The sequence below is a fragment of the Mesorhizobium mediterraneum genome, assembly GCF_002284565.1.
GTDB classification, from domain to species: domain Bacteria; phylum Pseudomonadota; class Alphaproteobacteria; order Rhizobiales; family Rhizobiaceae; genus Mesorhizobium; species Mesorhizobium mediterraneum.
On record NZ_NPKI01000032.1, the window covers coordinates 197,209 to 222,675 of the forward strand.

Here is a 25,467-nt window from a genome sequence, read left to right on the forward strand (position 1 = left end):
TCGGACAGTGCAATCCACGCGACCTCAGCGGCGGAACCATTCACCCGCGTGGCACGTTCTTGGCTGTTGTAGGGCGCGGCGTCGCCAATTCAACCACGATGCCAGCTCAGGGTCGCACCACAACGCCCGGAACAGGGAGCGTGGCATGATGGAAGATACGGCAGGGCGAACCATGGTCCGCGCGGCGATGAAAGCCCCCTATCTCGAGCGCGACGAGGAGCATCTTCTCGCGCTGCGCTGGAAGGAAGACAACGACCAGCAGGCGCTGCACCAAATCGCCATGGCACATATGCGGCTGGTCATTTCCATGGCCTCGAAGTTCCGCCACTATGGCCTGCCGCTCGGCGACCTGGTCCAGGAAGGCCATGTTGGCCTGCTGGAGGCAGCGGCCCGCTTCGAACCGGAGCGCGAGGTACGGTTTTCGACCTATGCGACATGGTGGATCCGCGCCTCGATGCAGGACTACATCCTGCGCAACTGGTCGATCGTGCGTGGCGGCACCAGTTCGGCGCAAAAGGCGTTGTTCTTTAATCTGCGGCGCCTGCGCGCCCGCTTGGCAAACGGCGCCGAGCCGATCTCGAATACCTCGCTCTATCGCGAGGTGTCAGTGGCGCTCGGCGTCTCCGAGGCCGACGTGGCGATGATGGATTCCCGCCTTTCGGCACCGGACAGCTCACTCAACCAGCCGCTCGCCGACGATGCGGGCGCCACCGAGCGGATGGATTTCCTGGTTTCGGACGATCCTCTGCCGGACGAGGTCGTGGGTGACACGATCGATGTCGAACGCCGCTCTGTCTGGCTGAAAACGGCGCTCGGCGCGCTCAACGCCCGCGAGCTCAGGATCATTGAGGAGCGCCGGCTGAGCGACGAGGGCGCGACGCTCGAAGCGCTCGGCGAGGCGCTCGGCATCTCCAAGGAGCGCGTCCGCCAGATCGAGGCACGCGCCATGGAAAAGCTCAAGATAGCGCTGGTGAAGCAAAACCCCGAGTTTCTGGCGACAGCCGCCTAGGGTGTGTCGGGATTCAGGTTAGGCCGAGCCGAAAACGGTGGTTTCCGAGAACCGGAGCGGAGCGTACTTAAAGTACGTGAGCACCGGAAGCGCAGGAACTGCCGTTTGCAGGCCGGCATCACCTGAATATCGACACACCCTACCTGTCGGTGATGATCTTGACTTTATCACCGGCCGAAACGGCAGCACCGGGCGACATCGCATTGAGCACCCTGAACAGGTCGAGCTTGCGGTCGACGCCGACCATCTGCGCGGCGAGCGAACCCATGGTCTGTCCGGGCTGCACCGTGACGACGCGGATATGCAGCGGCTTCAGCGCCGCTTTCTCGGCCGCGCTCAAGATACGGAAGGAGCCGCTGACCGAGCGCGCCACCGCGTCCAGCGAGGTGCTGGCAGAGGGGGCTGCCGTCAACAGCCGGTAGACCTGACCGCCGGCGCGGATCACCGCGATGTCGAACTGCCAGCCCTCGGCGCTGGCATGCGCCGTCGCCGCCTCGTTGCCGTTGATCGTTTCCTGGCGCACGCTGCTTTCGTCGAGACCAGCCACCCAACCGCTGCGGATGTAGTCGGTCAGCGGGCGGCTCTTGTCGATCGAAACGCCGTCGAAGCGGATCGCTATGTCGCCCGGCCCGGTTGCCGTCACCGCCGCGGCCGAGTTGTCGATGATGAAGCCGCCGGGCACCGAGAATGACACGCCGAGCCCCGGATGCAGGAAGGTTTCGCCACGCACATAGCCTTCCTCCGGCGTGTCGCCATAGAGCAGGCCGTCTATACCGGCGAGGAAGGGGTCACGGTCGCGCGTCCCGACGCCAGGCGCGCCGAACTGGCGGGCATGGCGCTGCGCCAGATCGATGCGCTGCGGCGTGTTGGGGTGCGTCGCCAGGAAGTCGAGGCTGGCGTCGGTGGCGCCGCTGATCGAGCGGAAATCGGTGTAGGCCGACATGGACTGCAGGAAGCGGCCGGCGGCAAAGGGATCGAAGCCCGCCTCGCCGATCGACTTGATGCCGATGCCGTCGGCCTCCAGCTCCTGATTGCGCGAGAACTGGGCAAGCCGCAGCTTGCCGCGGATCAGTGCCGCCTTGGCGGTCGGGCTGTCGCCGAGCACATCCGAGACGACCTTCGTAGCAAACCCCTCCTCGGCCTCAAGCTGCTGGCGCTGCAAGCCATGGTTGGCAGTGACGTGGCCCATCTCATGCGCGATCACCGCGGCGAGCTCGGCCGAATCGTTGGCCAGCGCCAACAGGCCGCGCGTGATGTAGAGATAGCCGCCCGGCAATGCGAAAGCGTTGACGTTGGGCGAATTGAGGATGGTGATGCGGTAGGTCTGGGTCGGGTTGGCCGACACCACGGTCAGGCGGCCGACGACCTTGGCGACCATGCGCTCGAGCTTGGGATCGGAATATTCACCGCCATAGGTGGCGAGGATACGCGGATGCTGCGCCTTCGCCATTTCGGCGAGCTTGCTGTTGGCGGCGACATTGTCGACTGTGATCGGTTTGCTGGAAGGCTGGAAGCCGGATTCCTGAACGTCCGGCGGCGTGAACATCTGGCAGCTTGCCAGCGCCATGGCAAAGCCGGCCAGCGCGAGGAAGCGCGCCAGCGGTTTCCTTCTCACTCTGTCGGTGCCGGTCGGCAGAACAGCTTCCTTTCGGGTCTCGGCACATGACCCCGAAAATCGGGCATCGATTTTCAGAAAAGGATCATGCGCAAAATCAAACTGCCACAGCATCCTTCGCGCGCACGAGCACACGCGGCACTGTAGTGGCAAATCACAGTCTATGCCGGACCAGTATCGGAGGACCTAGCCACACTACTTTGACCAAGGCAAGCAAACGCCACATCGCCTGAAGCCGGTTTGGCCGTAAATTATGTCCGCTTCCGGGCAACATCTCGTGATCCTTGGCCAAACGGACCTGCACCGATATAACGCCGGAATGCTTCCGGTCCAGCCTTGGTGAAAAAATCGGCGACAGCCCCAGTCGCGGCAACCGCGCCATTGTCCAGGAACACCATGTCCTGGCCGATACGGTGGGCGTCTTCCGGCTGATGCGTGACGAACAGCACCGTCATGCGCCGCTCCGCATGGACGCCGGCTACCAGGTCGAGCATGTCGTCACGCAAGGCCGGCCCGAGCGAGGCGAACGGCTCATCGAGCAAAAGAACCGGCCGATCGCGCACGAGGACGCGGGCGAGTGCGACACGCTGCCGCTCGCCGCCGGAGAGTTCGCGCGGCAGACGCTGTTCCTTGCCGGCAAGGCCGACGCGCTTGAGTGCCCCCGCGATTGCCACGTGGTCGGCCTCAGCCAGCCTGAGCGACGGCGAGCGGCCAAGGCCGACATTTCGTTCGACCGAAAGATGGGCGAAGAGATTGTTCTCCTGGAACACCATTGACACGGGCCGCGCCGAAGGCGGTTTGGCGCCGACATCGGCGCCGCTGATCAGCACGCGGCCCGACCGCGGCGTCTCGAAGCCGGCCACCAGATTGAGCAGCGTCGATTTTCCCGAGCCGCTCGGCCCCATGATCGCAGTGATCTTCGAGGCGGCGAACGCGACGTCGAATAAAAACGGCGCTTCACTATGGCTGAACGAAACCTTTTCCAGCCGCACAGCCGTGCCGTTTTCAGCGCTGTTGAGCGTCATGTCTTCTCTCCCCGCCCCAGCCGGTCCGCGGCCAGCACAAGCGCGAGACAGACCAGGCCGAGCAGCAGCGACAGGCCTGCGGCATCCATCGTGCGGTAGCTGCCCATGCGCGCCAGCAAGAGATAGGGCAGTGTCTGCAGGGAGTCGCTACCGAACAGGGCGATGACGCCGAGATCGCCGAGCGACAGTGCCATGGCAAAGGCGAAACCGGTGGCGAGCGGCCGCCGCAGCGACGGCCAGTCGATCAGCCGGAACCGGTTCCAGCCCGAAACGCCAAGCAGCAAACAGAGCCGTTCGTGGCGTTCGCTCGCCGCATCATAGCCGGGGCGAATAGCGCGGATGGCAAACGGCATCGCCATCACCGCGTTGACGGTGACGACCATGACAGGGGCGATGGCGAAGACGTCGCTGACGGTACGCAGGAGCAGAAACCAGCCGGCGCCGATGACGATGGGCGGAACGACGAGCACGAAGCCGGCGCCGGTATCGGTGGCATGCTCGAGCAGCGTCTTGGCGCCGACGCGACGCTTCAGGGCCAGTGCCCGTCGTGCCATGACGAGCGACAGCGACAGCGCCACCGAAAGCAGCGCCGCCAGCAAGGCGAGCACTGCGCTGGTCAGCGTCGCTTGCCGCACAGCGCTCTCGCCCGCCAGCCGGCCAAGATCGGCGCCAAGGCCTGACGCCACCGTGGCCGCCATCGGCCCGGCGACGAACAGCAATGCCAGAACGATCAATGCTGCGTTCAGCACGGTCTCGCCGACGCTTGCCGAAAGATACCGGCGCGGTGCCACCGACAGGTTGGCATCGCCGACGGTGTTGGCGCCGAGCCGCATCAAAACCAGCACCACGACGAAGGTCAGCGCGATCTGCAGCAGTGTCAGCGTCACCGCGCGGGCAGGATCGAAATCGAAACGCAGCGCCTGGTAGATAGCGACCTCCAGTGTCGTCGCGCGCGGCCCGCCGCCCAGCGTGAGCACGATGGTGAAGGATGTGATGCACAGCATGAAGACAAGCCCGGCGACGCCCGGCAGCGCCGCCCGCAGCGTCGGCCATTCGATCAGCCGGAAGGCCGGTCTGGCGCCCATGCCGAGTTGGCTCGCCAGCCGCCACTGGTCGGCCGGCACTGTCCCCAGCGCTTCAAGGAACAGCCGCGTTGCCAGCGGCAGGTTGAAGAAGACGTGGGCGACGAGGATGCCGGACAGGCCGTATATGCCTGGCCAACCCTGACCGCCAATCGCGCTGAGCAGGCCGGCGAAATAGCCGGCACGGCCATAGAGGGCCAGAATGCCGAGCGCGGCGACGATGGCCGGCAGCGCCAGCGGCACGGCGAAGAGCTGCAGGATGAAGCCACGGCCGAAGAAGCGCGGATGCCGCGACAGCGCCCGCGCAACGAACAGTGCCGGCACGACGGAAAGCAGTGTCGACAGAAGTGCCTGCCACAGCGTGAAACGGACAACGCGGAAGAGATAGGGACCGAAGGTCGACGCGGCGCCGGACGGGTCGCTCGTGCCCTCCACGACAAGACCGGCAAACGCCCCGCCAATCAAAAATGCTATTGCCGCCAGCGCGAGAATGCCGGCGTTGATGCGGGAGTCGGGTGATGGCGCGCGTTGCACGCTAGACCACCAGATTCGAGGTTCTTAGCGAGGATTGCGTTCCTTCGCGCCCCCCTCTGTCCTGCCGGACATCTCCCCCACGAGGCGGGAGATTGGCAGGTTCAGCGCTCCGCTCATTCCGGCAATGTCGGAGATTGGCGAAAGCCGGCATGATGGCCGATCTCCCCCCTCGTGGGGGAGATGTCCGGCAGGACAGAGGGGGGCGCCGTAGAGTGATCATCGTCAATCAGAAGCTATTTGCTCATCACCGCCAGCCATTCGTCGACCCAGGCCTTGCGGTTGGCGGCGACCTCTTCGGGGCTGAACAGCAAGGCCTTGGTCGGCTTGACGAGCTTGTCGAAGGCTGGGTTGAGCGGCTTGTCGGTCTTGCCGGCAGGGAACATCCAGTTGGTCTCGGGGATGACATCCTGGAATTTCGGCCCGGTCATGAAGGCCAGGAACTTTTCCGCCAGCGGATTCTTCGCACCAGTCGTGGTGATGCCGGCAACCTCGATCTGCAGATACGCGCCCTCCTCGAAGGACGCCGCCTGATAGCGTTCGGTGTTTTCGGCGACCATGTGATAGGCCGGCGACGTGGTATAGGACAGCACCATCGGCGCCTCGCCCTTGGTGAACAGGCCATAGGCCTCGCTCCAGCCCGGCGTCACGGTGAGCACCTTTGCCCTGAGCTTGGCCCAGGCTTCCGGCGCCTTGTCGCCATAGACCGACCTCACCCACAACAGCAGGCCTAGACCGGGCGTCGAGGTGCGCGGATCCTGGATGACGATCTTCTCATCGGCACTGCCCTCGACCAATTCCTTCAGGCTTTTCGGCGGGGTCTTCAGCTTTTCGGTGTCGTAAACGACGGCAAAATAGCCATAGTCGAACGGCACAAAAATATCGTCGCTCCAGCCGCCCGGCACCTTGACGTCCGACACCGGGCCATGCGGCGAAAACAGGCCGGTGGCCTTGGCTTCCGCCGTCAGATTGGTGTCGAGGCCGAGCACGATGTCGGCCTTGGTCGCGGCCCCTTCCAGTCTGACACGGTTGAGCAGCGCGACGCCGTCGGCGACCGCAACGAAATCGAGAGTACAGCCGCATTCCGCCTCGAAGGCCTTCTTGACCGCGGGGCCTGGACCCCACTCGGCGGTGAAGCTCTCATAGGTATAGACGGTGAGTTTCTCTTGCGCGGATGCCTGCCCGATGCCGGCGAGAACGGACGCCGCAAGCAACATTGCCGAAACAAGAGAGTATAAAAACGTGCGCATCGGCGCCTCCTTCGTTCGCATTGAAAGGAATTGAGGCGTCGGGCTGTCCGAAACGTCTAATCCCTCCGCCGGTACAAACCGGATCAGGTTCAGCGGGTTGGCATGGTTGCCTCTCAGCTGGTCCGCGAAGATCGCGTCCAGCACCCCGTTAGAGCGTTTCGACACATAGGCCCGGCCGAAGTGCTGCGCAAGCTGAAGTTTGCAGGGTATCCGGAGCGCGGCCTTCCGTTTCGCAAGCAGGGCTGGTAAGGGCCACGCATATGAGCAAATTCACCATCCTGCTTGGCGGCGATCTTATCCGCACGCCGCTGCTCGACCGCCAGGTCGAAGGCTCCCGTGTCATCGCCGCCGACGCCGGCATCGGCCATGCCCGGACGCTGGGCCTGACGCCGGAACTCTGGGTCGGCGACTTCGATTCGGTGCCGGCGGATTTGCCGGATGATCTCGCCGCCGTGCCTCGCCAGGTGTTTCCGGCAGAAAAGGACAAGACCGACGGCGAACTGGCTATCGCCGCTGCGCTCGAACGCGGCGCGACCCGGCTCCTGCTCGCCGGCGCGTTCGGCGGCAAGCGCACCGACCACGCCTTCCTGCACCTCGCGCTCAGCATCCGGCTGGCCGAGGCAGGCATAGAGGTGCTTTTGACCAGCGGCGCACAGGAAGGCATCCCCTTGCTTCCCGGAAAGGCCGGCTTCGACTACGCCGACGGCACGCTATTTTCGATCCTCGGCTTCTCCGACCTTTTCGGCCTGACCGTCTCCGGCGCCAAATGGCCGCTGAACCATGTCGAGGTGGCGTTCGGCTCGTCGCTGACCATTTCCAACGAGGTCAAGGGCCGGCTCGAAATCGCCCTGGGCAGCGGCCGCGCGCTGTTGCTCGCCCATCCTTTCCCCCTACCTGAAAGCTGACATGGCGCCGCCACTTCTCAATCTCGACGGGATACAACTGACCTTCGGTGGCACGCCGCTGCTCGACGGGGCGGAACTGACAGCGTCGGCGGGCGACAAGATCGCTTTGGTCGGCCGCAATGGTTCGGGCAAGTCGACGCTGCTCAAGATCGCCGCGGGATTGATCGAGCCGCAGGACGGCGAGGTGTTCCGCCAGCCTTCGGCGACAGTGCGCTACCTGCCGCAAATGCCAGACATGGATGGTTTCGCCAGCGTCCGCGCCTATGTCGAGGCAGGGCTCGGGCCCGCGGACGATCCCTACCGCGCCACCTATCTGATGGATCATCTCGGCCTGTCCGGCGAGGAACGGCCGAACGACCTGTCCGGCGGCGAGGCGCGCCGTGCTGCCCTCGCCCGTGTCATGGCGCCGGAGCCCGACATTCTCCTCCTCGATGAGCCGACCAACCATCTCGACCTGTCGGTCATCGAGTGGCTGGAGGAGGAGCTTGCCCGCACCTCTTCGGCGCTGATTGTCATCTCGCACGACCGCCGCTTTCTCGAGCGCGTATCGCGCGCCACCGTCTGGCTCGACCGCGGCCAGACCCGCCGCCTGGACAAGGGCTTTGGCCATTTCGAGGAATGGCGCGACACGGTGCTGGAAGAAGAAGAGCGCGAGCAGCACAAGCTCGGCCGCCAGATCGTGCGCGAAGAGCATTGGCTGCGTTATGGCGTGACAGCGCGGCGCAAGCGCAACATGCGCCGGCTCGGCGAATTGCAGACCATGCGCCAGCGCTTTCGCGGTCATCGCGGCGCCGAGGGCGCGGCGACCATGGTGGCCAGCGATGCCGCCGAATCCGGCAAACTGGTCATCGAGGCCAAGAACATCGAGAAGAGCTTTGGCGGCCTTACCGTAGTCAAGGGCTTTTCGACCCGTATCCAGCGCGGCGACCGTGTCGGCTTGGTCGGGCCGAACGGCGCCGGCAAGACGACGCTCTTGAAGATGCTGACCGGCGAATTGAAGCCGGACTCAGGCACGGTACGGCTCGGCACCAATCTGGAGATCGCCACGCTCGACCAGAAGCGCGAGGCGGTCGATCCGGCCGAAACACTCGCGCAATATCTCACTGACGGTCGTGGCGAAAACCTCGTCATCAATGGCGAACAGCGCCACGTCGTCTCCTACATGAAGGATTTCCTGTTCAAACCGGAACAGGCACGCACGCCGGTGCGCGAGCTTTCGGGCGGCGAGCGGGCGCGGCTGTTGCTGGCCCGCGTGCTGGCGCGGCCGGCAAACCTGCTGGTGCTCGACGAGCCGACCAACGACCTCGACATGGAGACGCTGGAACTGCTGCAGGAGCTGGTCGCCGGTTTTGCCGGCACCGTCATCCTGGTCAGCCACGACCGCGATTTCCTCGACCGCACCGTGACCAGCCTGATCGCGCCGGACGGCGACGGCCGCTGGATCGAATATGCCGGCGGCTATTCCGACATGCTGGCGCAGCGCGGCGGCACCAAGCTGGACGACCGCAAGGCGCGGACGAAGACCGAGACCAGCGAAGCGACGGCGGCAGCCAGGACCGAAGCGACTGCGCCGAAGGGCCCGGCAAAGAAACTGTCGTTCAAGCAGAAATTCGCGCTGGAATCGCTGCCCAAGAAGATCGAGGCGGTGACCGCCTCGATCTCACGCCTGGAGGACAACATCGCCGACCCGGCCTATTACGAGCGCGATCCGGCCTCATTCCAGAAGACCATCGCCGCCCTCGACAAGGAGCGGGCCACGCTGGCAGCGCTCGAGGAGGAATGGCTGGAACTTGAAATGTTAAGGGAAGAAATGGAGGGGTAAGGAGCGTTCGGCCGCGGGCCGATCGATCGACAACTATTTGTAGATTGGAGCGACGAACGCCGAAGCCCTAGCGGAGGGCTGGGCGCACGATCAGACGCCGTTTCGTCGTTGCTACGCCGGGCAAATGCGCATAGATTATGCGCACACTGCGGAGGTCACAATGCGCAAGCTAGCCTTGAACGCGGTTCGCCAGCCGGCAAACCTGTCGATCGACTCAAAACTCATGAAGGAAGCCAAGGGGCTTGACGTGAACGTCTCACGCGCCGCGGAGGCCGGCATTGCAGAGGCTGTCGCTGCCGAAAAGGCGCGACTATGGAAGCTTGAGAACCGAGCCACGATCGAGGCGTGGAACGAATACGTCGAAAAGCACGGTATTCCGCTGGAAGAACATCGGCAGTTCTGATGGCACGGTATGATGTCTTCGCGGGCCGGGTCGAAGGCAGCTATTTGCTGGACGTTCAATCCGACCTGCTCGACGATTTTAAAACACGGGTAGTGATCCCGCTTCTGCCGATAACAATGACGCCGCCGCCGATGCGAAAGCTCCACCCCATCCTCGAGATCAATGGACGAAAATTGATAATGGCGACCCATCTGATCGCCACGGTTCCGGCCAAGGAATTGGGTGAAAGTCGACTGAATATCACCAGGCACCACGACGACATCGTGGCAGCACTCGACATGCTGTTCCAAGGCTTCTGAGCCAAAGGGGAGCGTTAGGCTGGTGAGCGCGGCCCTCAGCCCGCCGTCTTTGTCTGCCAGGCCTTCAGCGCCTCATCGAACACCTTCTCGCCGGGAATGCCCTTTTCCATGGTGAGCAGCGCCCGCCGTCCGGTCTTGTAGACGACCGGCACGTCGATCCAGTTCTGGCCCCGGAGCAGGGTCAGATTGGCGTCTTCGTCCGCCATGGTGTCGTTGAGAGCGACCAGGAAGAAGCCGTCGGCGATTTTGGCCGGGATGCCGATCAGCGGACTACCGGCATCCTGTTCGGAGCCCTTCATGGCGACGCGCAGGATATTGTCGACGCCGCCGCCGTCGAAACCGTCGGGCGTCAGGAAAATCATTTCGATGATATGGCTGGCCGGCAGCGTTTGGTCGGTGTTGCGGCGGATGGTCATGCGCAACTGCACGTCCTTGCCCGGAATGCTCGCCTCGGCGCGGATTGCCGGCTCGGGCGGCAGATTGCCGCCGGGCGATTCCTGCACCAGCGACCAGACGATGCTGCCGGGCTCGGCTGAGCCTTGGGCGGTGCTGGTGCGCTCCTCGTAGAAGATCGCCTTCTGGCCGACCGCCAGCGCGGTTTCCGCAGGCGCGGCTGTCGGCGCGGCCGGTGTGGCACTCGGGGCCGGCGCTGCCGGGGCGGCTGCGCTGTCGGTAGGCGCCGCCGGCGCCGGCGCTGCTCCATCGGCAGGCGGCGTTGTTGCAGGGGCTGCACCTGGCGTGGCGGGCGCATTCGTGGCTGGCGCATCGCCGGCCGGCGCTGCAGGCGCAGGTGTGGCCGGAGGCGGCGTGGTCAATGCCGCGACGGATTCGCCCTCTCCGATGCCGCTTTGTCCTGAAGCAGCGGGGCCGGGATCGACCTCACCGCCCTCGGGCGTCAGGCGCTGGGTGAACTTTGCGCCCTCGGCATCAGTGGGAGCCGCTGCGGCCGGAGGCCTTGCCGCGGCATCGGTAGCCGGCTCGGTCGGGGCAGGCTTCACCAGCGGTTCGATCGTTGCGACCTCGGTGCTGTTGAGACCCAGCATATTGCTGAACGCGTCCTTGTTCAGCCAGATGCCGTAGCCGCCGCCGGCAACGACGAGCAGAGCGACGACAGCGGCGATCAGCCCGCCATAGCTGCGCTTGCGCTCGGCAGGACGCAGACGCGGAAAGGTGTCCGCCGCCGGTTCCTCCTCGTTGGAAAAGACATCGCTTCTCAAGACGTCGCCCTTTTCGTCCGCCGCTGGAAAATCCCTGTCCGAAGGCACCGGATCGGCGCGCTCTGGAGGAGAAGCAACGGACGGCGGCTTTTGCCAGTTCGGCGCGGCTTTGGCGGCAGGCGTCGGCTGCCATGCCGGTTCGGTCTTTGCCGGCTGCCATGCTGGCTCGGCCTTTGCCGGCTGCCGGACATGGCTGGGTTGGTTCTTGTTGCGGTCGATGGAGGAGAAGATGTCTTCCAGTTCCGCCAGCGGATCGGATGCGGGCGCAGGCTTGGCATAGCCCCGCTCGACGCTGGCGATGGCGTCTTCCAGGGTGCGCTTATGCTGGGCAACGACCGAAGGCGCCAGCGGCGGTGTGTTCTTGGCCAGCTTGTCCGCGATGGTCGAGCGAGCCTTCTCATAGACTCTCGCGCGTATCTCCGGCGTCGGATTGCCAAGGCCATCGAGCGTCTTTTTCAGAGCACCAACAAAATCTGCCATGCTTCAGTCGACCTGCATTTCGTTTCTGGGCCGGCCCCCGCAAATCGGCCGCGATGCCCGGAACGGCTGAGAATCTAGTCTTGAAACGGATCGGTCACAAGTATTGTGTCGTCCCGTTCAGGGCTGGTGGAAAGGAGTGCGACCGGCGCGCCGATCAGTTCCTCGATATGACGGACATATTTGACTGCCTGGGCCGGCAGATCGTTCCAGCTTCTGGCGCCGGCGGTGGTGCCTTTCCAGCCCTCCAGCGTCTCGTAGACCGGTTCGACTCGCGCCTGCGCGCCCTGGCTGGCCGGCAGATAATCGATCGCCTCGCCGTCGAGGCGGTAGCCGGTGCAGACCTTGATCTCGTCCAGACCGTCGAGCACGTCGAGCTTGGTCAGAGCGATGCCCTTGATGCCATTGACGGCGACGGCTTGGCGAACCAGCACGGCATCGAACCAGCCGCAGCGGCGCTTGCGGCCAGTGACGACGCCGAACTCGTGGCCGCGCGTGCCCAGGAACTCGCCGATCTCGTTCTTCTGTTCGGTCGGGAACGGACCCTCGCCGACACGCGTCGTATAGGCCTTGGTGATGCCGAGGACATAGCCGATGGCACCCGGGCCGACGCCAGATCCGGCTGAGGCCTGGCCGGCGACCGTGTTGGACGAAGTGACGAACGGATAGGTGCCGTGGTCGATGTCGAGCAGCGTGCCTTGCGCGCCTTCGAACAGGATGCGTTCGCCGGCGCGGCGCTTGTCGTCGAGGATCTTCCAGACACGGTCCATATAGGGCAGGATCTCGTCGGCGACGGAAATCAGCTCATTCATGATCGCGTCATGCGTGACTTCGGCGTGACCGAGCCCGCGGCGCAGAGCATTGTGGTGCGTCAGCAGCCTGTCGACCTTCAAGGGCAGCGTTTCCAAATCCGCCAAATCCATCACCCTGACCGCGCGCCGGCCCACCTTATCCTCATAAGCAGGGCCGATGCCGCGACGGGTCGTGCCGATCTTCGTTCCGGAATTGGTGGCGGCGTCCTCGCGGAATCCGTCCAGTTCCCGGTGCAAGGACAGGATAAGCGCGGTGTTTTCGGCTATTTTCAGGCGCTCAGGTGTCACCTCGACGCCTTGCGCCTTCAATTTCGCCACTTCCGCGACGAAGGCGTGCGGATCGAAGACGACGCCATTGCCGATGATGGACAGCTTGCCTTGCCGCACCACGCCGGACGGCAGCAGCGACAGCTTGTAGACCTTACCGTCGACAACCAGCGTATGGCCGGCATTGTGGCCGCCCTGGAAGCGCACGACGACGTCGGCACGCTCCGACAGCCAGTCAACGATCTTGCCTTTGCCCTCGTCGCCCCATTGCGAGCCGACGACCACCACATTGGCCATGTTTCTTTTCCCTTGAGGCGCCGCTCGGAGCGGCTTGAAATGGTTTCGAAACGACAGGCTTCTATCGCATCGGCCCGAAAATCGGAATCGATTTCGGCGAGCACGATGCGAACATTCAAAGCCTTGAGACGCGTACTGTGTGCGACCAAGTGGACGCACGTCGCTCTATAACGTCAAGACCCGGCGAGCGCGACCATTCTTTACCGCCGAAGGCGCCCCCAGGCACAACAATTTTCGCCTTTGACATCATTTACTTGGACGAACCATCCCAATAGGTCGGCAAAAGACCCTTCGCCTGCCCGCCCCGGCTGGAAAATTTCGCGATGCATCGAACCGCCTATCTATTCCTGCTGTTCACCACCTTGCTGTGGGGCGGCAACTCCGTGGCCGGCAAGCTGGCGGTCGACCACATTTCGCCGATGACGCTGGTCTTCCTGCGCTGGGTTCTGGCCGTTCTGATCATGCTGCCGATCGGCTGGCGAACGCTGCGCGAGGACTGGCCGGTGGTGCGCAGGCATTGGTTGCTGCTCGGCTGGCTCGGCGCTTGCGGCTTCACCTTCTTCAATACCATCTTCTACACGGCGCTCAACTACACCACGGCGATTAACGTCTCGATCGAGCAGGCGGCGATACCGATCGTGATCATCCTCGCCAATTTCGTGCTGTTTCGCCTGCGTGTAAACCGGGTGCAGATCGTCGGCGTCGTGCTGACGATCATCGGCGTTGGCCTGACTGCAAGTCAGGGCGATCTGCGCCAGCTTCTCAAGCTGGATCTCAATTTCGGCGATGCCATCATGCTGGGTGCGGTGCTTTGCTACAGCTTCTACTCGGTCGGGCTGCGGCTGAAGCCGGCCATACGCTGGCAGAGCCTGATGCTGGCGCTGTCGATTGCCGCACTTGCCACTTCGCTGCCTTTCTTCCTGTGGGAGGTGGCGGCCGGCATGGTCATCGTTCCCGATGCACGCGGCTGGGCGGTCGCGTTCTACACCGCGATCGGCGCCTCGGTCATCTCGCAGATCTTCTACATCAGGGGCAACGAGCTGATCGGCGCCAACCGGGCCGGCCTGTTCATCAATCTGGTGCCGATCTTCGGCACGCTGCTCTCGGTGCTGATCGTCGGTGAGACATTCCAGCTCTATCAGGCGCTGGCCCTCGTGCTGGTGCTCGGCGGCATCAGCCTCGCCGAATACAGCGGAAGGAAGATGGCGATTTAGCCGGCAAATGTTCGGCGCCGGATGCGGATGGTGCGATCCAGAGCCTGTCGCAGCCTCATGGTGAACCAAGCCCCTACAACAGTGGCCGGACGAATATCCAAAACAACTAATGTATTAAGAATCATAATAACCAGTACGGGGGTATTAAGGATACGAACATTACAATATACGGCGCCATTCCCTGGAGATTGATTTTTTCAGCTTTCGCAACTCATCTTCCCAGCGCCAGTTTAGCTGATCTCGGTGAAATGGAGACGATCATGAATTTTCGAATGCTCACGGCGCTTGTCCTTGCTTTTGTTGGCTTGGCAGCCTTTCCCATATCGGCCTCCGCAGCCACCGCCTATACAACCGGGACCTTGAATGTGCGAAGCGGCCCTGGCCCCGGCTATGCAAGGATCGCAACATTGCCGGCCGGCCACAGGGTGACGGTGATCGATTGCCAGGGCAGCTGGTGCGCAATTCGTGCCGCCGGGATACGGGGCTGGGCCAGCGCAAACTATCTGGACCGCGTCTATGTTTCCCGACCGATCGTCGTGCGGCCGCACATTATCGTTCGCCCGCCGCATTACCGTCCGCATCGGCCGCACCGGCCGCATAAGCCGCACCGGCCCCGTCCCGGCAAATGCAAGATCGCGCCCGGCTTCGCCTGCAAATAACGGCCGTCAAAGGATTATCCAAACGCTCTGACGTCATTGTCGAAACGCCCCGTGCGCTTTTGGAAGCACACGGGGCGCACATGATTCAGGCGCCGCCCACATCGAAATGCAGCCGCTTGGCGGAGTCGATCGACTTGTGCGCCCGCACCTGTTCCAGCACGTTTTCCGGGAACGGCGCATCGAGATAGAGCAGCGCGATGGCATCGCCGCCAGGCCGGTTGCGGCCGAGCTGGAAGTTGGCGATGTTGACGCCGTTCTCGCCGCAGACCGTGCCGAGCAGGCCGATGATGCCGGGCGCATCGGCATTGGTCGTGTAGAGCATGTGCTGGCCGACTTCGGCGTCAAGGTTGATGCCCTTGATCTGGATGAAGCGCGGTTTGCCATCCGAGAAGCAAGTGCCGGCGATCGAGCGCGTCCTATGCTCGGTCTTGACCGTGAGCTTGATATAGCCGTCGAACACGCCGGATTTGTCGCGCTTGACCTCGGCGACGATGATGCCGCGCTCCTTCACCATGATCGGCGCCGACACCATGTTGACATCGGAGACCTGCGGCCGGATCAGCCCGGCAAGGGCGGCGTTGATCAGTGCTCGCGTGTTCATCGTCGCGGTCGACCCGTCGAACAGGATCTCGACCTCTTTGATCGGATCCTCGGTGACCTGTCCGACAAAGGCGCCGAGCACTTCGGCAAGCTTGACGAAAGGTTTCAGGCGCGGCGCTTCCTCGGCGGTGATCGACGGCATGTTGATGGCGTTGGAAACGGCGCCCTTGATCAGATAGTCGGACATCTGCTCGGCGACATGCAGGGCGACATTCTCCTGCGCTTCGGTGGTCGACGCGCCGAGATGCGGTGTCGCGACGACATTCTCCAGGCCGAACAGTTCATTATACTCCGCCGGTTCGACCTCGAACACGTCGATGCCGGCGCCTGCCACCTTGCCGCTCTTCAGCGCCGCGACCAGGTCGGCCTCGACGACCAGCCCGCCACGCGCGCAATTGATGATGCGCACGCCGGTCTTCATTTTGGCGATCGCCGCAGCGTCGATGATGTTGCGCGTCTTGTCGGTCAGCGGCGTGTGCAGCGTGATAAAGTCGGCGCGCGCGAACAGCTCGTCGAGCTCGACCTTTTCAACGCCGAGTTCCTCGGCGCGGCTGTCCGACAGGAACGGATCGAAGGCGATGACGTGCATCTTCAGGCCGACGCCGCGCGTGGCCACGATCGAGCCGATATTGCCGCAGCCGATAATGCCCAGTGTCTTGCTGGTGATCTCGATGCCCATGAAGCGGTTCTTTTCCCATTTGCCGGCATGGGTCGAGGCATTGGCTTCCGGTATCTGGCGAGCCAGCGCGAAGATCATGGCGACGGCATGCTCGGCGGTGGTGATCGAATTGCCGAAGGGCGTGTTCATCACGATGATGCCCTTGCGGCTTGCCGCCGGGATGTCGACATTGTCGACGCCGATGCCGGCGCGGCCGACGACCTTCAATCTGGTGGCGGCGTTGATCAGCTTCTCGGTGACTTTGGTCGCCGAACGGATGGCGAGGCCGTCATACTGGCCGATCACTTCAAGGAGCTTTTCCTTGTCCTTGCCGAGATCGGGCAGGTAGTCGACCTCGATGCCGCGATCCCTGAAGATCTGCACGGCGGTGGTGGAGAGTTTGTCTGAGACGAGAACGCGGGGCATGGGCTAGATCCTTTGCGATTGGCGCCCCTCCCCCTTGAGGGGAGGGTCGGCGCGAAGCGCCGGGGTGGGGTCGTTGCGGCCGGACGCGGCCGATTCTTTCTGGATGGTGGGGTCGTTGAGCTGGGTGGAGGCAACCCCACCCGGCCCTCTGGGCCACCCTCCCCTCAAGGGGGGAGGAATCAGGCGGCCGCCTTGAGCGATGCCTTTTGCGCGGCAAAGGCCCAGTCGAGCCACGGCAGCAGCGCTTCGAGGGAGGAGGTCTCGACCGTCGCCCCGCACCAGATGCGCAGGCCGGGCGGCGCGTCGCGATAGGCGCCGATGTCGTAGGCGACGCCTTCCTTGTCGAGCGTCGAGACGATGCCCTTGGCGAACGCCGCCTGGCCGTCGGCATCGAGTGCTGCGACATCCGGGTCGGTGAAGGAAAGGCAGACGGACGTGTTCGACCGCGTCGCCGGGTCGGTGGCCAGATGGCCGAGCCATGAGGATTTGCGGACGAAGCCGTCGAGAACGGCGGCATTGGCGTCGGCGCGGGCAATCAGCGCATCGAGGCCGCCGATCGACTTCGCCCAACGCAGCGCGTCGAGATAGTCCTCGACGCACAGCATCGACGGCGTGTTGATGGTCTCGCCCTTGAAGATGCCTTCGATGAGCTTGCCGCCCGAAGTCAGGCGGAAGATCTTCGGCAGCGGCCAGGCCGGCTTGTAGCTTTCCAGCCGTTCGACGGCGCGCGGGCTGAGAATCAGCATGCCGTGCGCACCTTCGCCGCCCAGCACCTTCTGCCAGGAGAAGGTGACGACGTCGAGCTTCTGGAAATCGAGCCTTTGCGCAAAGGCCGCCGAAGTGGCGTCGCAGATGGTCAGGCCTCGGCGAGCGGCCGGGATGAAATCGCCGTTCGGCACACGCACGCCTGATGTCGTGCCGTTCCAGGTGAAGACCACGTCGCGGTCGAAGTCGATTTTTGTCAGGTCCGGCAGCGCGCCGTAGCCGGCTTCGATCCTGCGCACGTCGGCAAGCTTCAGCTGCTTGACCACATCGGTGACCCAGCCGGAACCGAAACTCTCCCAGGCGACCATGTCGACGCCGCGTTCGCCGAGCAGCGACCACAGCGCCATCTCAACCGCGCCGGTATCCGACGCCGGCACGATGCCGATGCGATAGTCTGCCGGAACCTGAAGTATCTCCCGCGTCAGCTCGATCGCCTGCTCGAGCTTGGTCTTGCCGATCTTGGCGCGATGCGAGCGTCCGAGCGCGGCATTGATCAGCGCCTCGACCGACCAGCCGGGGCGTTTTGCACAGGGACCTGAGGAAAAATTGGGATTTGCCGGACGGAGTCCGGGCTTCGTATGCGTCGTCATCGTGGTCTATCCTTCCAGATAGTGGCCCCTCGTTGGGGAGGGGTGGCCCACGGTCGGCGATATGCGTTCAGGCGTCAGGCGTCAAGGGGAATGTTTTTGTCGCTGGCAGGATACTGGTCACCTGTGGTGAGAATGTCATGGCCTAAAAACACGAACGGCGAACCCGAAGATCCGCCGTCTTGATTGTCGCCTGCGCGGCTCCTACCAGAGGTCGTAACGCAACCCGATCTTGACCTGATGATTGCTGATCCCTTTGCGGATCGGATACGAATCCAGATCCTCTGCGGTGGCATATTCGGCGTCGGGCGCGGAAAAATACTGATAGCCCAGATCAACGGAGACATTCTTGGACACTCGATAGGCAAGGCCCGCATTCAGCGTATAGGCAAGGGAATACTGGGTCTTGTTGTCCTGCAGAACGAAATCGTCGGCGGGGTCATCATTGTCGGTGAAATAGCTCGCCGAAAGCTTGCGCTTGCTCTGGACGACGCCGATACCCGCGCCGAGATAGGGCGTGATCCCGACATAGGTGCCAAGATCGACATAGCCATTGAGCATGCCCGAAAAGGCGTAGTTCTCCAGGGATGCTGATGCCACGGTCGCCTCTGCCGCAATCGCTGAATCGTCATAGCCGACGCCAATCTCGTTGCCGGGCAGATAGCCGAGATTGAGGTCGGCACGCAGATAGTCGTTGAAATGGTAACCGAAGCCGATGCTGGCAAAGATCGGATCTTCTTTGTCGCTGAAGCTCGCCGGCGTGAAGGCGAAATCCTCATTTTCGAAGCTCTCTTCCGGTAAATAAGCGACATCGCCGCGCGGATACCATCCCGAACCGACTTCGACCGGCACGTAGTCCGGCGCCTGGTCGACATAGATCGGCGGGTCGTAGTCGGCGCCGAGTGCCTGCGACAGCGGCGTCAGGGCGATTGCTGCAAGCGCCAGCGCTATGCGCGATTTGACTGTCATGATCCGGCTCCCGAAGGTGGCGCCATCGCAATCGCAAGCGCCGTTTGAGAGCATTGTTAACCATAGTGGTTAAGTGGCGGTTAAGGATAACAGGACGTTAGCGAATTGATTTTGATGAGCTTCCCGACACAAACGAAAACCGCCCGGCTTTGCCGGGCGGTCCGTAAACCTGCTGTCGAAGCGATTACTTGGTGTAGACCGGTTCGGGTTCATAGGCGATCGGTTCCGGCTGGGCGCAGCCGGAGTTGCCGAACTGATAGCGCAGACCGCCGCGCACTTCGTGCACATTGATGCCCTTGTCATGTCCGGGACCGACATCGCTGGCGAAGTCGAACATCTTGCCGCCTTCGATATGGCTGAAGCGGTAACCGAGATCGAGCTTGACGCGATCGGTCAGGCAGTAGGAGGCGCCCGCCATCGCCGCATAGGCAAAGCGCCAGCCCTTGCCGCCGCTATGCTCAAACGTATCGTCGTCAATGGTGTTGTGCAGCTTGTCCCACTTGACCCAGGCGCCGCCGATGCCGGCGCCGACATAAGGCGTGATGCCGTGCCAGGTGCCGATATCGACATAGGCATTGGCCAGGAGCAGCAGCGCCGTATAAGACGACGTGTCGGTCGAAGTGCAGGGGTTGATGCCGCAGAAGCCGCTGGTCGAGCCGCGGAAATCGGATTTGCTCATCCAGTCCGCGGTCAGGTCGGTGCGAAAATGCTGGTTGATCTGGTAACCGACGCCGGCGCCGGCCGAGAAGGCGCTCTCCAGCTTGCCGCTGTCAAAGCGGCCGGTGCCTGGATCCGGCCCGTAGGTGATGTAGTCGGCGCCGCGAAACTTCGACCAATGATAGTCGATGTCGCCGCGAATGTACCAGCCGCCATATTCGGCCGGCTGCTCGTAGACGGCCGGCGGCGGAGCCGGCTCGATCACGGGCGGCTCGACGAAGTCGGCGGCGAACACTGGTCCGGCTACGCCCGCGAACAGCGCGGCAAATAGCGCCATTTTTGCTGTATTGAACATGCTTGTCACCCCTGAGAACCCTCGGCACAGCGAACGCGTCCGAATGTGATTGGCTTCAGTCGTGGATAATGAATTGGAAAAGTTAAAAGGCGTTTAACCGTGTTGCTTAACCACGAATCTTTAGAATTCGAGAAAGCTTGCGGCCATGGCTCAACGAAAAGCCCGCCGGAAGGCGGGCTTTTCAGACCAGCAAAGCTGCAGGATCAGGCGGCGCTGCGCGTTTCCGAGATGATCTCGACGATGTCGTTGACGACGGCCTCGACCAGTTGCTGGTCGTCGCCTTCCGCCATGACGCGGATGAGCGGCTCCGTGCCGGATGGCCGGATGACCAGGCGACCGGCCTTGCCCAGGCGGTGGCGTGCATCTTCGATCGCCGCCTTGACCGGGGCTTCCTCGAGCGGCTTGCCGCCGGAAATGTGGACGTTCTTCAGAAGCTGCGGCACCGGCTCGAACTTCTTCGACAGCTCGCTGACCGGCCGGTTCTGCCGCTTGATGCAGGCGAGCACCTGGAGCGCCGAGACGAGGCCGTCGCCGGTCGTGGAAAAATCGGACAGCACGATGTGGCCAGACTGCTCGCCGCCGACATTCAGGCCGTGCGCACGCATGTGCTCGACGACATAGCGGTCGCCGACCTTGGTGCGGTGCAACTGCAGGTTCATGTCGCCGAGGAAGCGTTCAAGGCCGAGATTGGACATCACCGTCGAGACGACGCCGCCGCCGGCCAGCCGTCCGCTCTGATGCCAGGACTCGGCGATCAGCGCCATGATCTGATCGCCATCGACGATCGCGCCATTCTCGTCGACGATGACGACGCGGTCAGCGTCGCCGTCGAGCGCGATGCCGATATCGGCGCGCACTTCGTGCACCTTCTTCTGCAGGCCGGCCGGATGGGTCGAGCCGCACTCCTTGTTGATGTTGAAGCCGTTGGGCTCGACATTGATGGCGACGACCTCGGCGCCGAGTTCCCACAGCGCCTCGGGCGCCACCTTGTAGGCAGCGCCATTGGCGCAATCGACGACGATGCGGAGGCCGGAAAGCGACATCGATCGCGGCAGCGTGCGTTTGGCGAATTCGATATAGCGGTCATGGACGCCGTCGACGCGCTTGGCGCGGCCGAGCCCGTCCGAATCGGCGAGCGCCAGCTCGATATCCTCGTCGAGCATCCCCTCGATACGCTCCTCGATCTCGTCGGAGAGCTTGTAGCCATCCGGGCCGAACAGCTTGATGCCGTTGTCATAGTAAGGATTGTGCGAGGCCGAGATCATCACGCCGATGTCGGCGCGCAACGAGCGCACCAGCATGGCGACTGCGGGCGTCGGAATCGGGCCGAGCAGGAACACGTCCATGCCGGCGGCGCAGAGGCCCGACACCATCGCATTCTCGATCATGTAGCCGGAAAGTCTGGTGTCCTTGCCGAGCACGACGCGGTGGCGATGATTGCCGCGCTGGAACGAAAGGCCAGCGGCCATGCCGACCCTCATGGCGATCTCCGCCGTCATTGGAAACCTGTTGGCGCGCCCGCGAATGCCGTCCGTGCCGAAATAACTTCCTGCCATGCTAGTCAGCTTCCCGATGGTTCTTTCCCGGCACGTCATGCCACAAATTGGCCCGAGCCCTATCATCACAATGCATGATTATATGCCTCCAATCCTTAGAAAATTGTTGTTTTGTGTGTTTTGTGTCACGCCACTGTATTGATTTTCAAGTTCCCTGCTCTGATTGCGGCAGCAGCGTTCAGGAACTTCAACTCAAACCGCATCTGGATTCTTGATGTGTGTCAGTATGGCTTTGAATTCGGAATCCGCGCGTCGTTCTGCTCCAGACGAGGTGAATTCAGGATCCGCCGCACCAGCCGGTTCGACTGGCTGTCATGCGAGGCAGTCTCCTGACTGCGAACCGCTATATACGCGCTCTCCGTGCAAATGCACCCGGAAAAACTTGGCTGCGAGACAGCGCCCGGCAACGATTTCATCACCTTATCGGAAAGAATACACTTTCCGGCACTTTTTACGCTACTTGGCATCTGGCGCAACCAGCCGTTGAGCGCTATTGATTTGCTGGGACATATCATGAACCGCTGTAGGGAGAAAATGCATGCTCATCCATCGACTTGCCACTTTGACGGGTCTTGCCGTCGTGACCTTGTTCCTGGCGGCGCCTGCCAATGCGCTGACCATGGCCGAGTGCAGCACCAAGTATAACGCGGCCAAGGACGCCGGAACACTTGGCGGGCAGAACTGGAACCAGTTCCGCAAGGCCGAATGCGGCACCGACGCCAGCGCCACGGCAGAACCCGCCAAGCCGACGACCAAGGCGGCAGCAGCCACTGGCGATGACGTCGCGCCGGGCCTGACGGCGAAAGAGTGCAGCACCAAGTATCAGGCAGACAAGGCCGCCGGCACACTGAACGGCCTGACCTGGAACCAGTATCGCAAGACTGAATGCACCGCCGGCGCTACCGCTGCGGCAGCACCGGCCGCGGCAGCACCGGCTGCGACGGCAGCGGCCACTGATGACTCGGCACCGGGCCTGACGGCGAAAGAATGCAGCACCAAATACCAGGCTGCAAAGGCTGCCGGCACGCTGAACGGCATGAAGTGGAACGACTTCCGCAAGAGCGCATGCGCCGCCGGCGGCAGCGCTACGGTAGAACCGGCCGCAGCGACGACCAAGGCAGCGGCAACTGCTGACGCCGGCAAAGGCCTCAGCATGGCGGACTGCAGCGCCAAGTATCAGGCGGCCAAGACCGGCAACGCGCTGAACGGCATGAAGTGGAACGACTTCCGCAAGAGCCAGTGCGGTGCCGGCGCATCGGACGACGACACCGTGCCGGCTGCCGATGAGGCGAGCTACACCAGCGACCCGGAAACACCGACCGTCACCGCTCCCCAAGGTGTGAAGTTTCCGAAGGCGATCTCCCAGAAATATAGCACCGAGACCCCGGCCAAAGGCCGTATGCATACCTGCCTCGATCAGTACTACGCCAACAAGGACGCCAACGCGCTGGGCGGCCTCAAGTGGATCCAGAAGGGCGGCGGCTTCTACAGCCTGTGCAATGCCGCGCTGAAGAGCTGATAGATAGCAGCATCTGAACGAAAGCCCGCGAACCGCAAGGTTCGCGGGCTTTTTTGTTCGCCGCTTCAGGAGAGGCCACTCTTGCGTTGCAAGGAGGCGCCATCGACGACGCTGCCAATCTCCCCCCTCGTGGGGGAGATGCCCGGCAGGGCAGAGGGGGGCGCGAAGGATCGCTGCTTTCATTCTAGTTTGGATTCCTCGCCTCCCCGAAAAGGGGGAGAGGTGGCTCGGCGAAACCGAGGCGATGAGGGAAATTCGAACTAACAGCCAGAGTGAAGTTCGCCCTAGCCCCAAGATGCCGGCGGGACAGTGCCCCCCTCTGTCCTGCCGGACATCTCCCCCACGAGGGGGGAGATTGGCCGCCACACCGGCTTTCGCCGATCGCCAACGTTGCAGGTCGGGTACAGGTCGCGGACAATTCCGCAGTCCTCTCCACCTCCTGAACAAAAAACGCCGCGGTCCAAGCCGCGGCGTTTTCGAAATCAACCTCTTGGGCCGGACCCTAGCTTGACGGCTGAGGCTCCATGCCGCCTTCGGGCTCCGGACCCTTCTTGCGTCGGCTGCCGGACTTCGGCACGGCCGAGCCACGGCTCGGCGGCGTGTCGTCGCCGAGATCGCGGGCGGGCTTGTGGCCGGCGATCAACTGCTTGATCTCCTCGCCTGACAGCGTCTCATATTCCAACAGCCCCTGCGCCAGCGCGATCCATTCCTTCTTCTTCTTGGTCAGGATGGATTTCGCCGTCGAATAGGCCTCGTCGATCAGCCGGCGCACTTCGGCGTCGATGATCTGCGCCGTCTCTTCCGAGACGTTCTGCGTGCGCGCCACCGAATGGCCGAGGAACACTTCCTCCTGGTTGTCGCCATAGGCGACGTGGCCGAGCTTGTCGGAGAAGCCCCAGCGCGTGACCATGGCGCGCGCCAGCTTGGTTGCCTGCTCGATGTCCGAGGAGGCGCCCGAGGTGATGTTCTCCTTGCCGAACTTGAACTCCTCGGCGACGCGGCCACCCATCATGATGGCGAGGCGCGAGATCATGTATTTGTAGCTCATCGAATAGCGGTCGCCTTCCGGCAACTGCATGACCATGCCAAGCGCCCGGCCGCGCGGAATGATGGTCGCCTTGTGCAGCGGATCGGCCGACGGCACGTTCAGCGCCAGGATGGCGTGGCCGGCCTCGTGATAGGCGGTGAGTTCCTTCTCGGCCTGGGTCATGGCCGACGAGCGGCGCTCGGCGCCCATCATGATCTTGTCCTTGGCGTCCTCGAACTCGGCCATGGTGACAAGGCGCTTGTTGCGCCGTGCTGCCATCAGGGCGGATTCGTTGACGAGGTTCATCAGGTCGGCTCCGGAAAAGCCCGGCGTGCCGCGTGCGATCACCTTGAGGTCGACATTGGGCGCCAGCGGCACGTTGCGCACATGCACCTTCAGGATCTTCTCGCGGCCGACGATGTCGGGGTTCGGCACCACCACCTGGCGGTCGAAACGGCCGGGCCTGAGCAGCGCCGGGTCGAGCACGTCCGGTCGGTTGGTGGCGGCGATCAGGATGATGCTTTCGTTGGATTCGAAGCCGTCCATTTCGACCAGCAACTGGTTCAGCGTCTGCTCGCGTTCGTCATTGCCGCCGCCGAGGCCGGCGCCGCGATGGCGGCCGACCGCGTCGATTTCGTCGATGAAGATGATGCAGGGCGCATTCTTCTTGGCCTGGTCGAACATGTCGCGGACGCGGCTCGCGCCGACGCCGACGAACATCTCGACGAAGTCCGAGCCGGAGATGGTGAAGAACGGCACGTTGGCTTCACCGGCGACCGAGCGGGCAAGCAGCGTCTTGCCGGTTCCGGGAGGGCCGACAAGCAGCACGCCGCGCGGAATCTTGCCGCCAAGCCGCTGGAACTTCTGCGGATCACGCAGGAATTCGACGATCTCCTCCAGATCCTGCTTGGCTTCGTCGACGCCGGCGACATCCTGGAAGGTGACGCGGCCATGCGCTTCGGTCAAAAGCTTGGCCTTCGACTTGCCGAAGCCCATGGCGCGGCCGGAGCCGGACTGCATCTGGCGCATGAAGAATATCCAGACGCCAAGGATGAGGATCATCGGCAGCCAGGAGATGAGATAGCCGAACAGCGAATTGGAGCCGTCGGATTCAGGGCGCGCATTGATGGTGACGTTCTTGTCCTGCAGCCTCGAAACCAGCGACGGATCGCCAGGCGAATAGGTCTGGAAGCCGGTAGAGGTGTCGGTATAGGTACCGGAAATGCGGGCACCCGCGATGGTCACCGTCTTGACCCGGCCGGCCGCGACATCCTGCAGGAACTGCGAATAGGGGACATCGCTCGCCGCTCCGCGCGTCTGCGGCGTCTGGAACAGATTGAAGAGAGCGATGAGCAGGACCGCTATGATCGCCCAGAGCGCGAGATTGCGATAATTCGGATTCATCAATTGTCCCGTTGGCGTCCGCTGGCGGACACGCGTCGTGAGAGGAAACTTGGGTCTAAC

20 protein-coding genes and 1 riboswitch are annotated in these 25,467 nt (G+C 63.2%); of the genes, 8 read left to right on the top strand and 12 right to left on the bottom strand.

What is annotated here, in order from left to right; all coding sequences use genetic code 11:
* Positions 1-145: 145 nt before the first annotated feature.
* Complete coding sequence (locus CIT25_RS24745) at positions 146-1,009, top strand: RNA polymerase factor sigma-32 (RefSeq protein ID WP_095487366.1); 864 nt, start codon at positions 146-148, stop codon at positions 1,007-1,009.
* A 139-nt stretch (positions 1,010-1,148) separates the two neighbouring features.
* On the opposite strand, the gene CIT25_RS24750 is transcribed toward CIT25_RS24745, so the two are convergent.
* The 4 genes from CIT25_RS24750 to thiB form a co-directional block, all read right to left on the bottom strand.
* The gene (locus CIT25_RS24750; RefSeq protein WP_164547277.1) at positions 1,149-2,576 is read right to left on the bottom strand and encodes a M48 family metalloprotease; all 1,428 of its coding nucleotides are present in this window, start codon (positions 2,574-2,576) and stop codon (positions 1,149-1,151) included.
* 299 nt (positions 2,577-2,875) lie between these two features.
* A complete protein-coding gene (thiQ, locus tag CIT25_RS24755) occupies positions 2,876-3,649 on the bottom strand; it encodes a thiamine ABC transporter ATP-binding protein (protein ID WP_095487367.1) in 774 nt (257 codons plus the stop codon).
* Positions 3,646-5,265 (bottom strand): thiamine/thiamine pyrophosphate ABC transporter permease, encoded by a 1,620-nt coding sequence (thiP, locus tag CIT25_RS24760; protein ID WP_095487369.1) that lies wholly within the window; start codon positions 5,263-5,265, stop codon positions 3,646-3,648. The genes thiQ and thiP overlap by 4 nt, the downstream gene beginning before the upstream one ends.
* A 233-nt stretch (positions 5,266-5,498) precedes the next feature.
* Positions 5,499-6,512, bottom strand: coding sequence for a thiamine ABC transporter substrate binding subunit (gene thiB / locus CIT25_RS24770; protein WP_095487681.1), 1,014 nt, complete (start codon positions 6,510-6,512; stop codon positions 5,499-5,501).
* A 43-nt stretch (positions 6,513-6,555) separates the two neighbouring features.
* A riboswitch (TPP riboswitch) is annotated at positions 6,556-6,670 on the bottom strand.
* Positions 6,671-6,772: 102 nt separating this feature from the next.
* Here thiB and CIT25_RS24775 point away from each other — a divergent pair.
* From CIT25_RS24775 to CIT25_RS24790, 4 genes are all read left to right on the top strand, one after another.
* Positions 6,773-7,417 carry a thiamine diphosphokinase gene (locus CIT25_RS24775; RefSeq protein WP_095487371.1) on the top strand — a complete coding sequence of 215 codons (645 nt, stop codon included), beginning with the start codon at positions 6,773-6,775 and terminating at the stop codon, positions 7,415-7,417.
* A 1-nt stretch (position 7,418) separates the two neighbouring features.
* Positions 7,419-9,239: an ABC-F family ATP-binding cassette domain-containing protein gene (locus CIT25_RS24780; RefSeq protein WP_095487373.1), complete on the top strand. Its 1,821-nt coding sequence runs from the start codon at positions 7,419-7,421 to the stop codon at positions 9,237-9,239.
* A 160-nt stretch (positions 9,240-9,399) separates the two neighbouring features.
* A complete protein-coding gene (locus CIT25_RS24785; protein ID WP_095487682.1) occupies positions 9,400-9,642 on the top strand; it encodes a type II toxin-antitoxin system CcdA family antitoxin in 243 nt (80 codons plus the stop codon).
* Positions 9,642-9,941 (top strand): CcdB family protein, encoded by a 300-nt coding sequence (locus tag CIT25_RS24790; RefSeq protein WP_095487375.1) that lies wholly within the window; start codon positions 9,642-9,644, stop codon positions 9,939-9,941. Before CIT25_RS24785 ends, CIT25_RS24790 begins: the two co-directional genes overlap by 1 nt.
* A gap of 35 nt (positions 9,942-9,976) precedes the next feature.
* On the opposite strand, the gene CIT25_RS24795 is transcribed toward CIT25_RS24790, so the two are convergent.
* Entirely contained in the window at positions 9,977-11,638 is a 1,662-nt protein-coding gene (locus CIT25_RS24795; RefSeq protein WP_095487376.1) for a hypothetical protein, read from the bottom strand.
* A 74-nt stretch (positions 11,639-11,712) separates the two neighbouring features.
* On the bottom strand, positions 11,713-13,011 hold the full coding sequence (locus CIT25_RS24800) for an adenylosuccinate synthase (protein ID WP_095487377.1): 1,299 nt from the start codon (positions 13,009-13,011) through the stop codon (positions 11,713-11,715).
* A gap of 323 nt (positions 13,012-13,334) precedes the next feature.
* On the opposite strand from CIT25_RS24800, the gene CIT25_RS24805 reads away from it, so the two are divergent.
* Together CIT25_RS24805 and CIT25_RS24810 are read left to right on the top strand one after the other, a co-directional pair.
* Entirely contained in the window at positions 13,335-14,225 is an 891-nt protein-coding gene (locus CIT25_RS24805) for a DMT family transporter (RefSeq protein ID WP_095487378.1), read from the top strand.
* Between the two features lie 188 nt (positions 14,226-14,413).
* Positions 14,414-14,884 (top strand): SH3 domain-containing protein, encoded by a 471-nt coding sequence (locus CIT25_RS24810; RefSeq protein WP_245329983.1) that lies wholly within the window; start codon positions 14,414-14,416, stop codon positions 14,882-14,884.
* Positions 14,885-14,969: 85 nt separating this feature from the next.
* Here the strand turns inward: CIT25_RS24810 and serA are convergent, their stop codons facing one another.
* From serA to glmM, 5 genes are all read right to left on the bottom strand, one after another.
* Positions 14,970-16,568 (bottom strand): phosphoglycerate dehydrogenase, encoded by a 1,599-nt coding sequence (gene serA / locus CIT25_RS24815; protein WP_095487380.1) that lies wholly within the window; start codon positions 16,566-16,568, stop codon positions 14,970-14,972.
* Positions 16,569-16,747: 179 nt separating this feature from the next.
* The gene (locus CIT25_RS24820; protein ID WP_095487382.1) at positions 16,748-17,923 is read right to left on the bottom strand and encodes a phosphoserine transaminase; all 1,176 of its coding nucleotides are present in this window, start codon (positions 17,921-17,923) and stop codon (positions 16,748-16,750) included.
* Between the two features lie 201 nt (positions 17,924-18,124).
* Positions 18,125-18,889: an outer membrane protein gene (locus tag CIT25_RS24825; RefSeq protein WP_095487686.1), complete on the bottom strand. Its 765-nt coding sequence runs from the start codon at positions 18,887-18,889 to the stop codon at positions 18,125-18,127.
* 184 nt (positions 18,890-19,073) lie between these two features.
* Positions 19,074-19,901 (bottom strand): outer membrane protein, encoded by an 828-nt coding sequence (locus tag CIT25_RS24830; RefSeq protein ID WP_095487384.1) that lies wholly within the window; start codon positions 19,899-19,901, stop codon positions 19,074-19,076.
* A 203-nt stretch (positions 19,902-20,104) separates the two neighbouring features.
* The gene (glmM, locus tag CIT25_RS24835; protein ID WP_095487386.1) at positions 20,105-21,457 is read right to left on the bottom strand and encodes a phosphoglucosamine mutase; all 1,353 of its coding nucleotides are present in this window, start codon (positions 21,455-21,457) and stop codon (positions 20,105-20,107) included.
* Positions 21,458-21,995: 538 nt separating this feature from the next.
* Here glmM and CIT25_RS24840 point away from each other — a divergent pair.
* A complete protein-coding gene (locus CIT25_RS24840; RefSeq protein WP_095487388.1) occupies positions 21,996-22,976 on the top strand; it encodes a hypothetical protein in 981 nt (326 codons plus the stop codon).
* A 502-nt stretch (positions 22,977-23,478) separates the two neighbouring features.
* Here CIT25_RS24840 and ftsH read toward each other — a convergent pair.
* Positions 23,479-25,407 (bottom strand): ATP-dependent zinc metalloprotease FtsH, encoded by a 1,929-nt coding sequence (gene ftsH, locus CIT25_RS24845; protein WP_065011263.1) that lies wholly within the window; start codon positions 25,405-25,407, stop codon positions 23,479-23,481.
* Between the last annotated feature and the right edge of the window lie 60 nt (positions 25,408-25,467).

What these genes read in the sequence shown, in the direction of transcription:
- CIT25_RS24745 (WP_095487366.1), top strand. Translation starts at nt 146, where the DNA reads ATGATGGAAGATACGGCAGGGCGAACCATGGTCCGCGCGGCGATGAAA.
- CIT25_RS24750 (WP_164547277.1), bottom strand. Translation starts at nt 2,576, where the DNA reads ATGGCGCTGGCAAGCTGCCAGATGTTCACGCCGCCGGACGTTCAGGAA.
- thiQ (WP_095487367.1), bottom strand. Translation starts at nt 3,649, where the DNA reads ATGACGCTCAACAGCGCTGAAAACGGCACGGCTGTGCGGCTGGAAAAG.
- thiB (WP_095487681.1), bottom strand. Translation starts at nt 6,512, where the DNA reads ATGCGCACGTTTTTATACTCTCTTGTTTCGGCAATGTTGCTTGCGGCG.
- CIT25_RS24775 (WP_095487371.1), top strand. Translation starts at nt 6,773, where the DNA reads ATGAGCAAATTCACCATCCTGCTTGGCGGCGATCTTATCCGCACGCCG.
- CIT25_RS24780 (WP_095487373.1), top strand. Translation starts at nt 7,419, where the DNA reads ATGGCGCCGCCACTTCTCAATCTCGACGGGATACAACTGACCTTCGGT.
- CIT25_RS24785 (WP_095487682.1), top strand. Translation starts at nt 9,400, where the DNA reads ATGCGCAAGCTAGCCTTGAACGCGGTTCGCCAGCCGGCAAACCTGTCG.
- CIT25_RS24790 (WP_095487375.1), top strand. Translation starts at nt 9,642, where the DNA reads ATGGCACGGTATGATGTCTTCGCGGGCCGGGTCGAAGGCAGCTATTTG.
- CIT25_RS24795 (WP_095487376.1), bottom strand. Translation starts at nt 11,638, where the DNA reads ATGGCAGATTTTGTTGGTGCTCTGAAAAAGACGCTCGATGGCCTTGGC.
- CIT25_RS24800 (WP_095487377.1), bottom strand. Translation starts at nt 13,011, where the DNA reads ATGGCCAATGTGGTGGTCGTCGGCTCGCAATGGGGCGACGAGGGCAAA.
- CIT25_RS24805 (WP_095487378.1), top strand. Translation starts at nt 13,335, where the DNA reads ATGCATCGAACCGCCTATCTATTCCTGCTGTTCACCACCTTGCTGTGG.
- serA (WP_095487380.1), bottom strand. Translation starts at nt 16,568, where the DNA reads ATGCCCCGCGTTCTCGTCTCAGACAAACTCTCCACCACCGCCGTGCAG.
- CIT25_RS24820 (WP_095487382.1), bottom strand. Translation starts at nt 17,923, where the DNA reads ATGACGACGCATACGAAGCCCGGACTCCGTCCGGCAAATCCCAATTTT.
- CIT25_RS24825 (WP_095487686.1), bottom strand. Translation starts at nt 18,889, where the DNA reads ATGACAGTCAAATCGCGCATAGCGCTGGCGCTTGCAGCAATCGCCCTG.
- CIT25_RS24830 (WP_095487384.1), bottom strand. Translation starts at nt 19,901, where the DNA reads ATGTTCAATACAGCAAAAATGGCGCTATTTGCCGCGCTGTTCGCGGGC.
- glmM (WP_095487386.1), bottom strand. Translation starts at nt 21,457, where the DNA reads ATGGCAGGAAGTTATTTCGGCACGGACGGCATTCGCGGGCGCGCCAAC.
- CIT25_RS24840 (WP_095487388.1), top strand. Translation starts at nt 21,996, where the DNA reads ATGCTCATCCATCGACTTGCCACTTTGACGGGTCTTGCCGTCGTGACC.
- ftsH (WP_065011263.1), bottom strand. Translation starts at nt 25,407, where the DNA reads ATGAATCCGAATTATCGCAATCTCGCGCTCTGGGCGATCATAGCGGTC.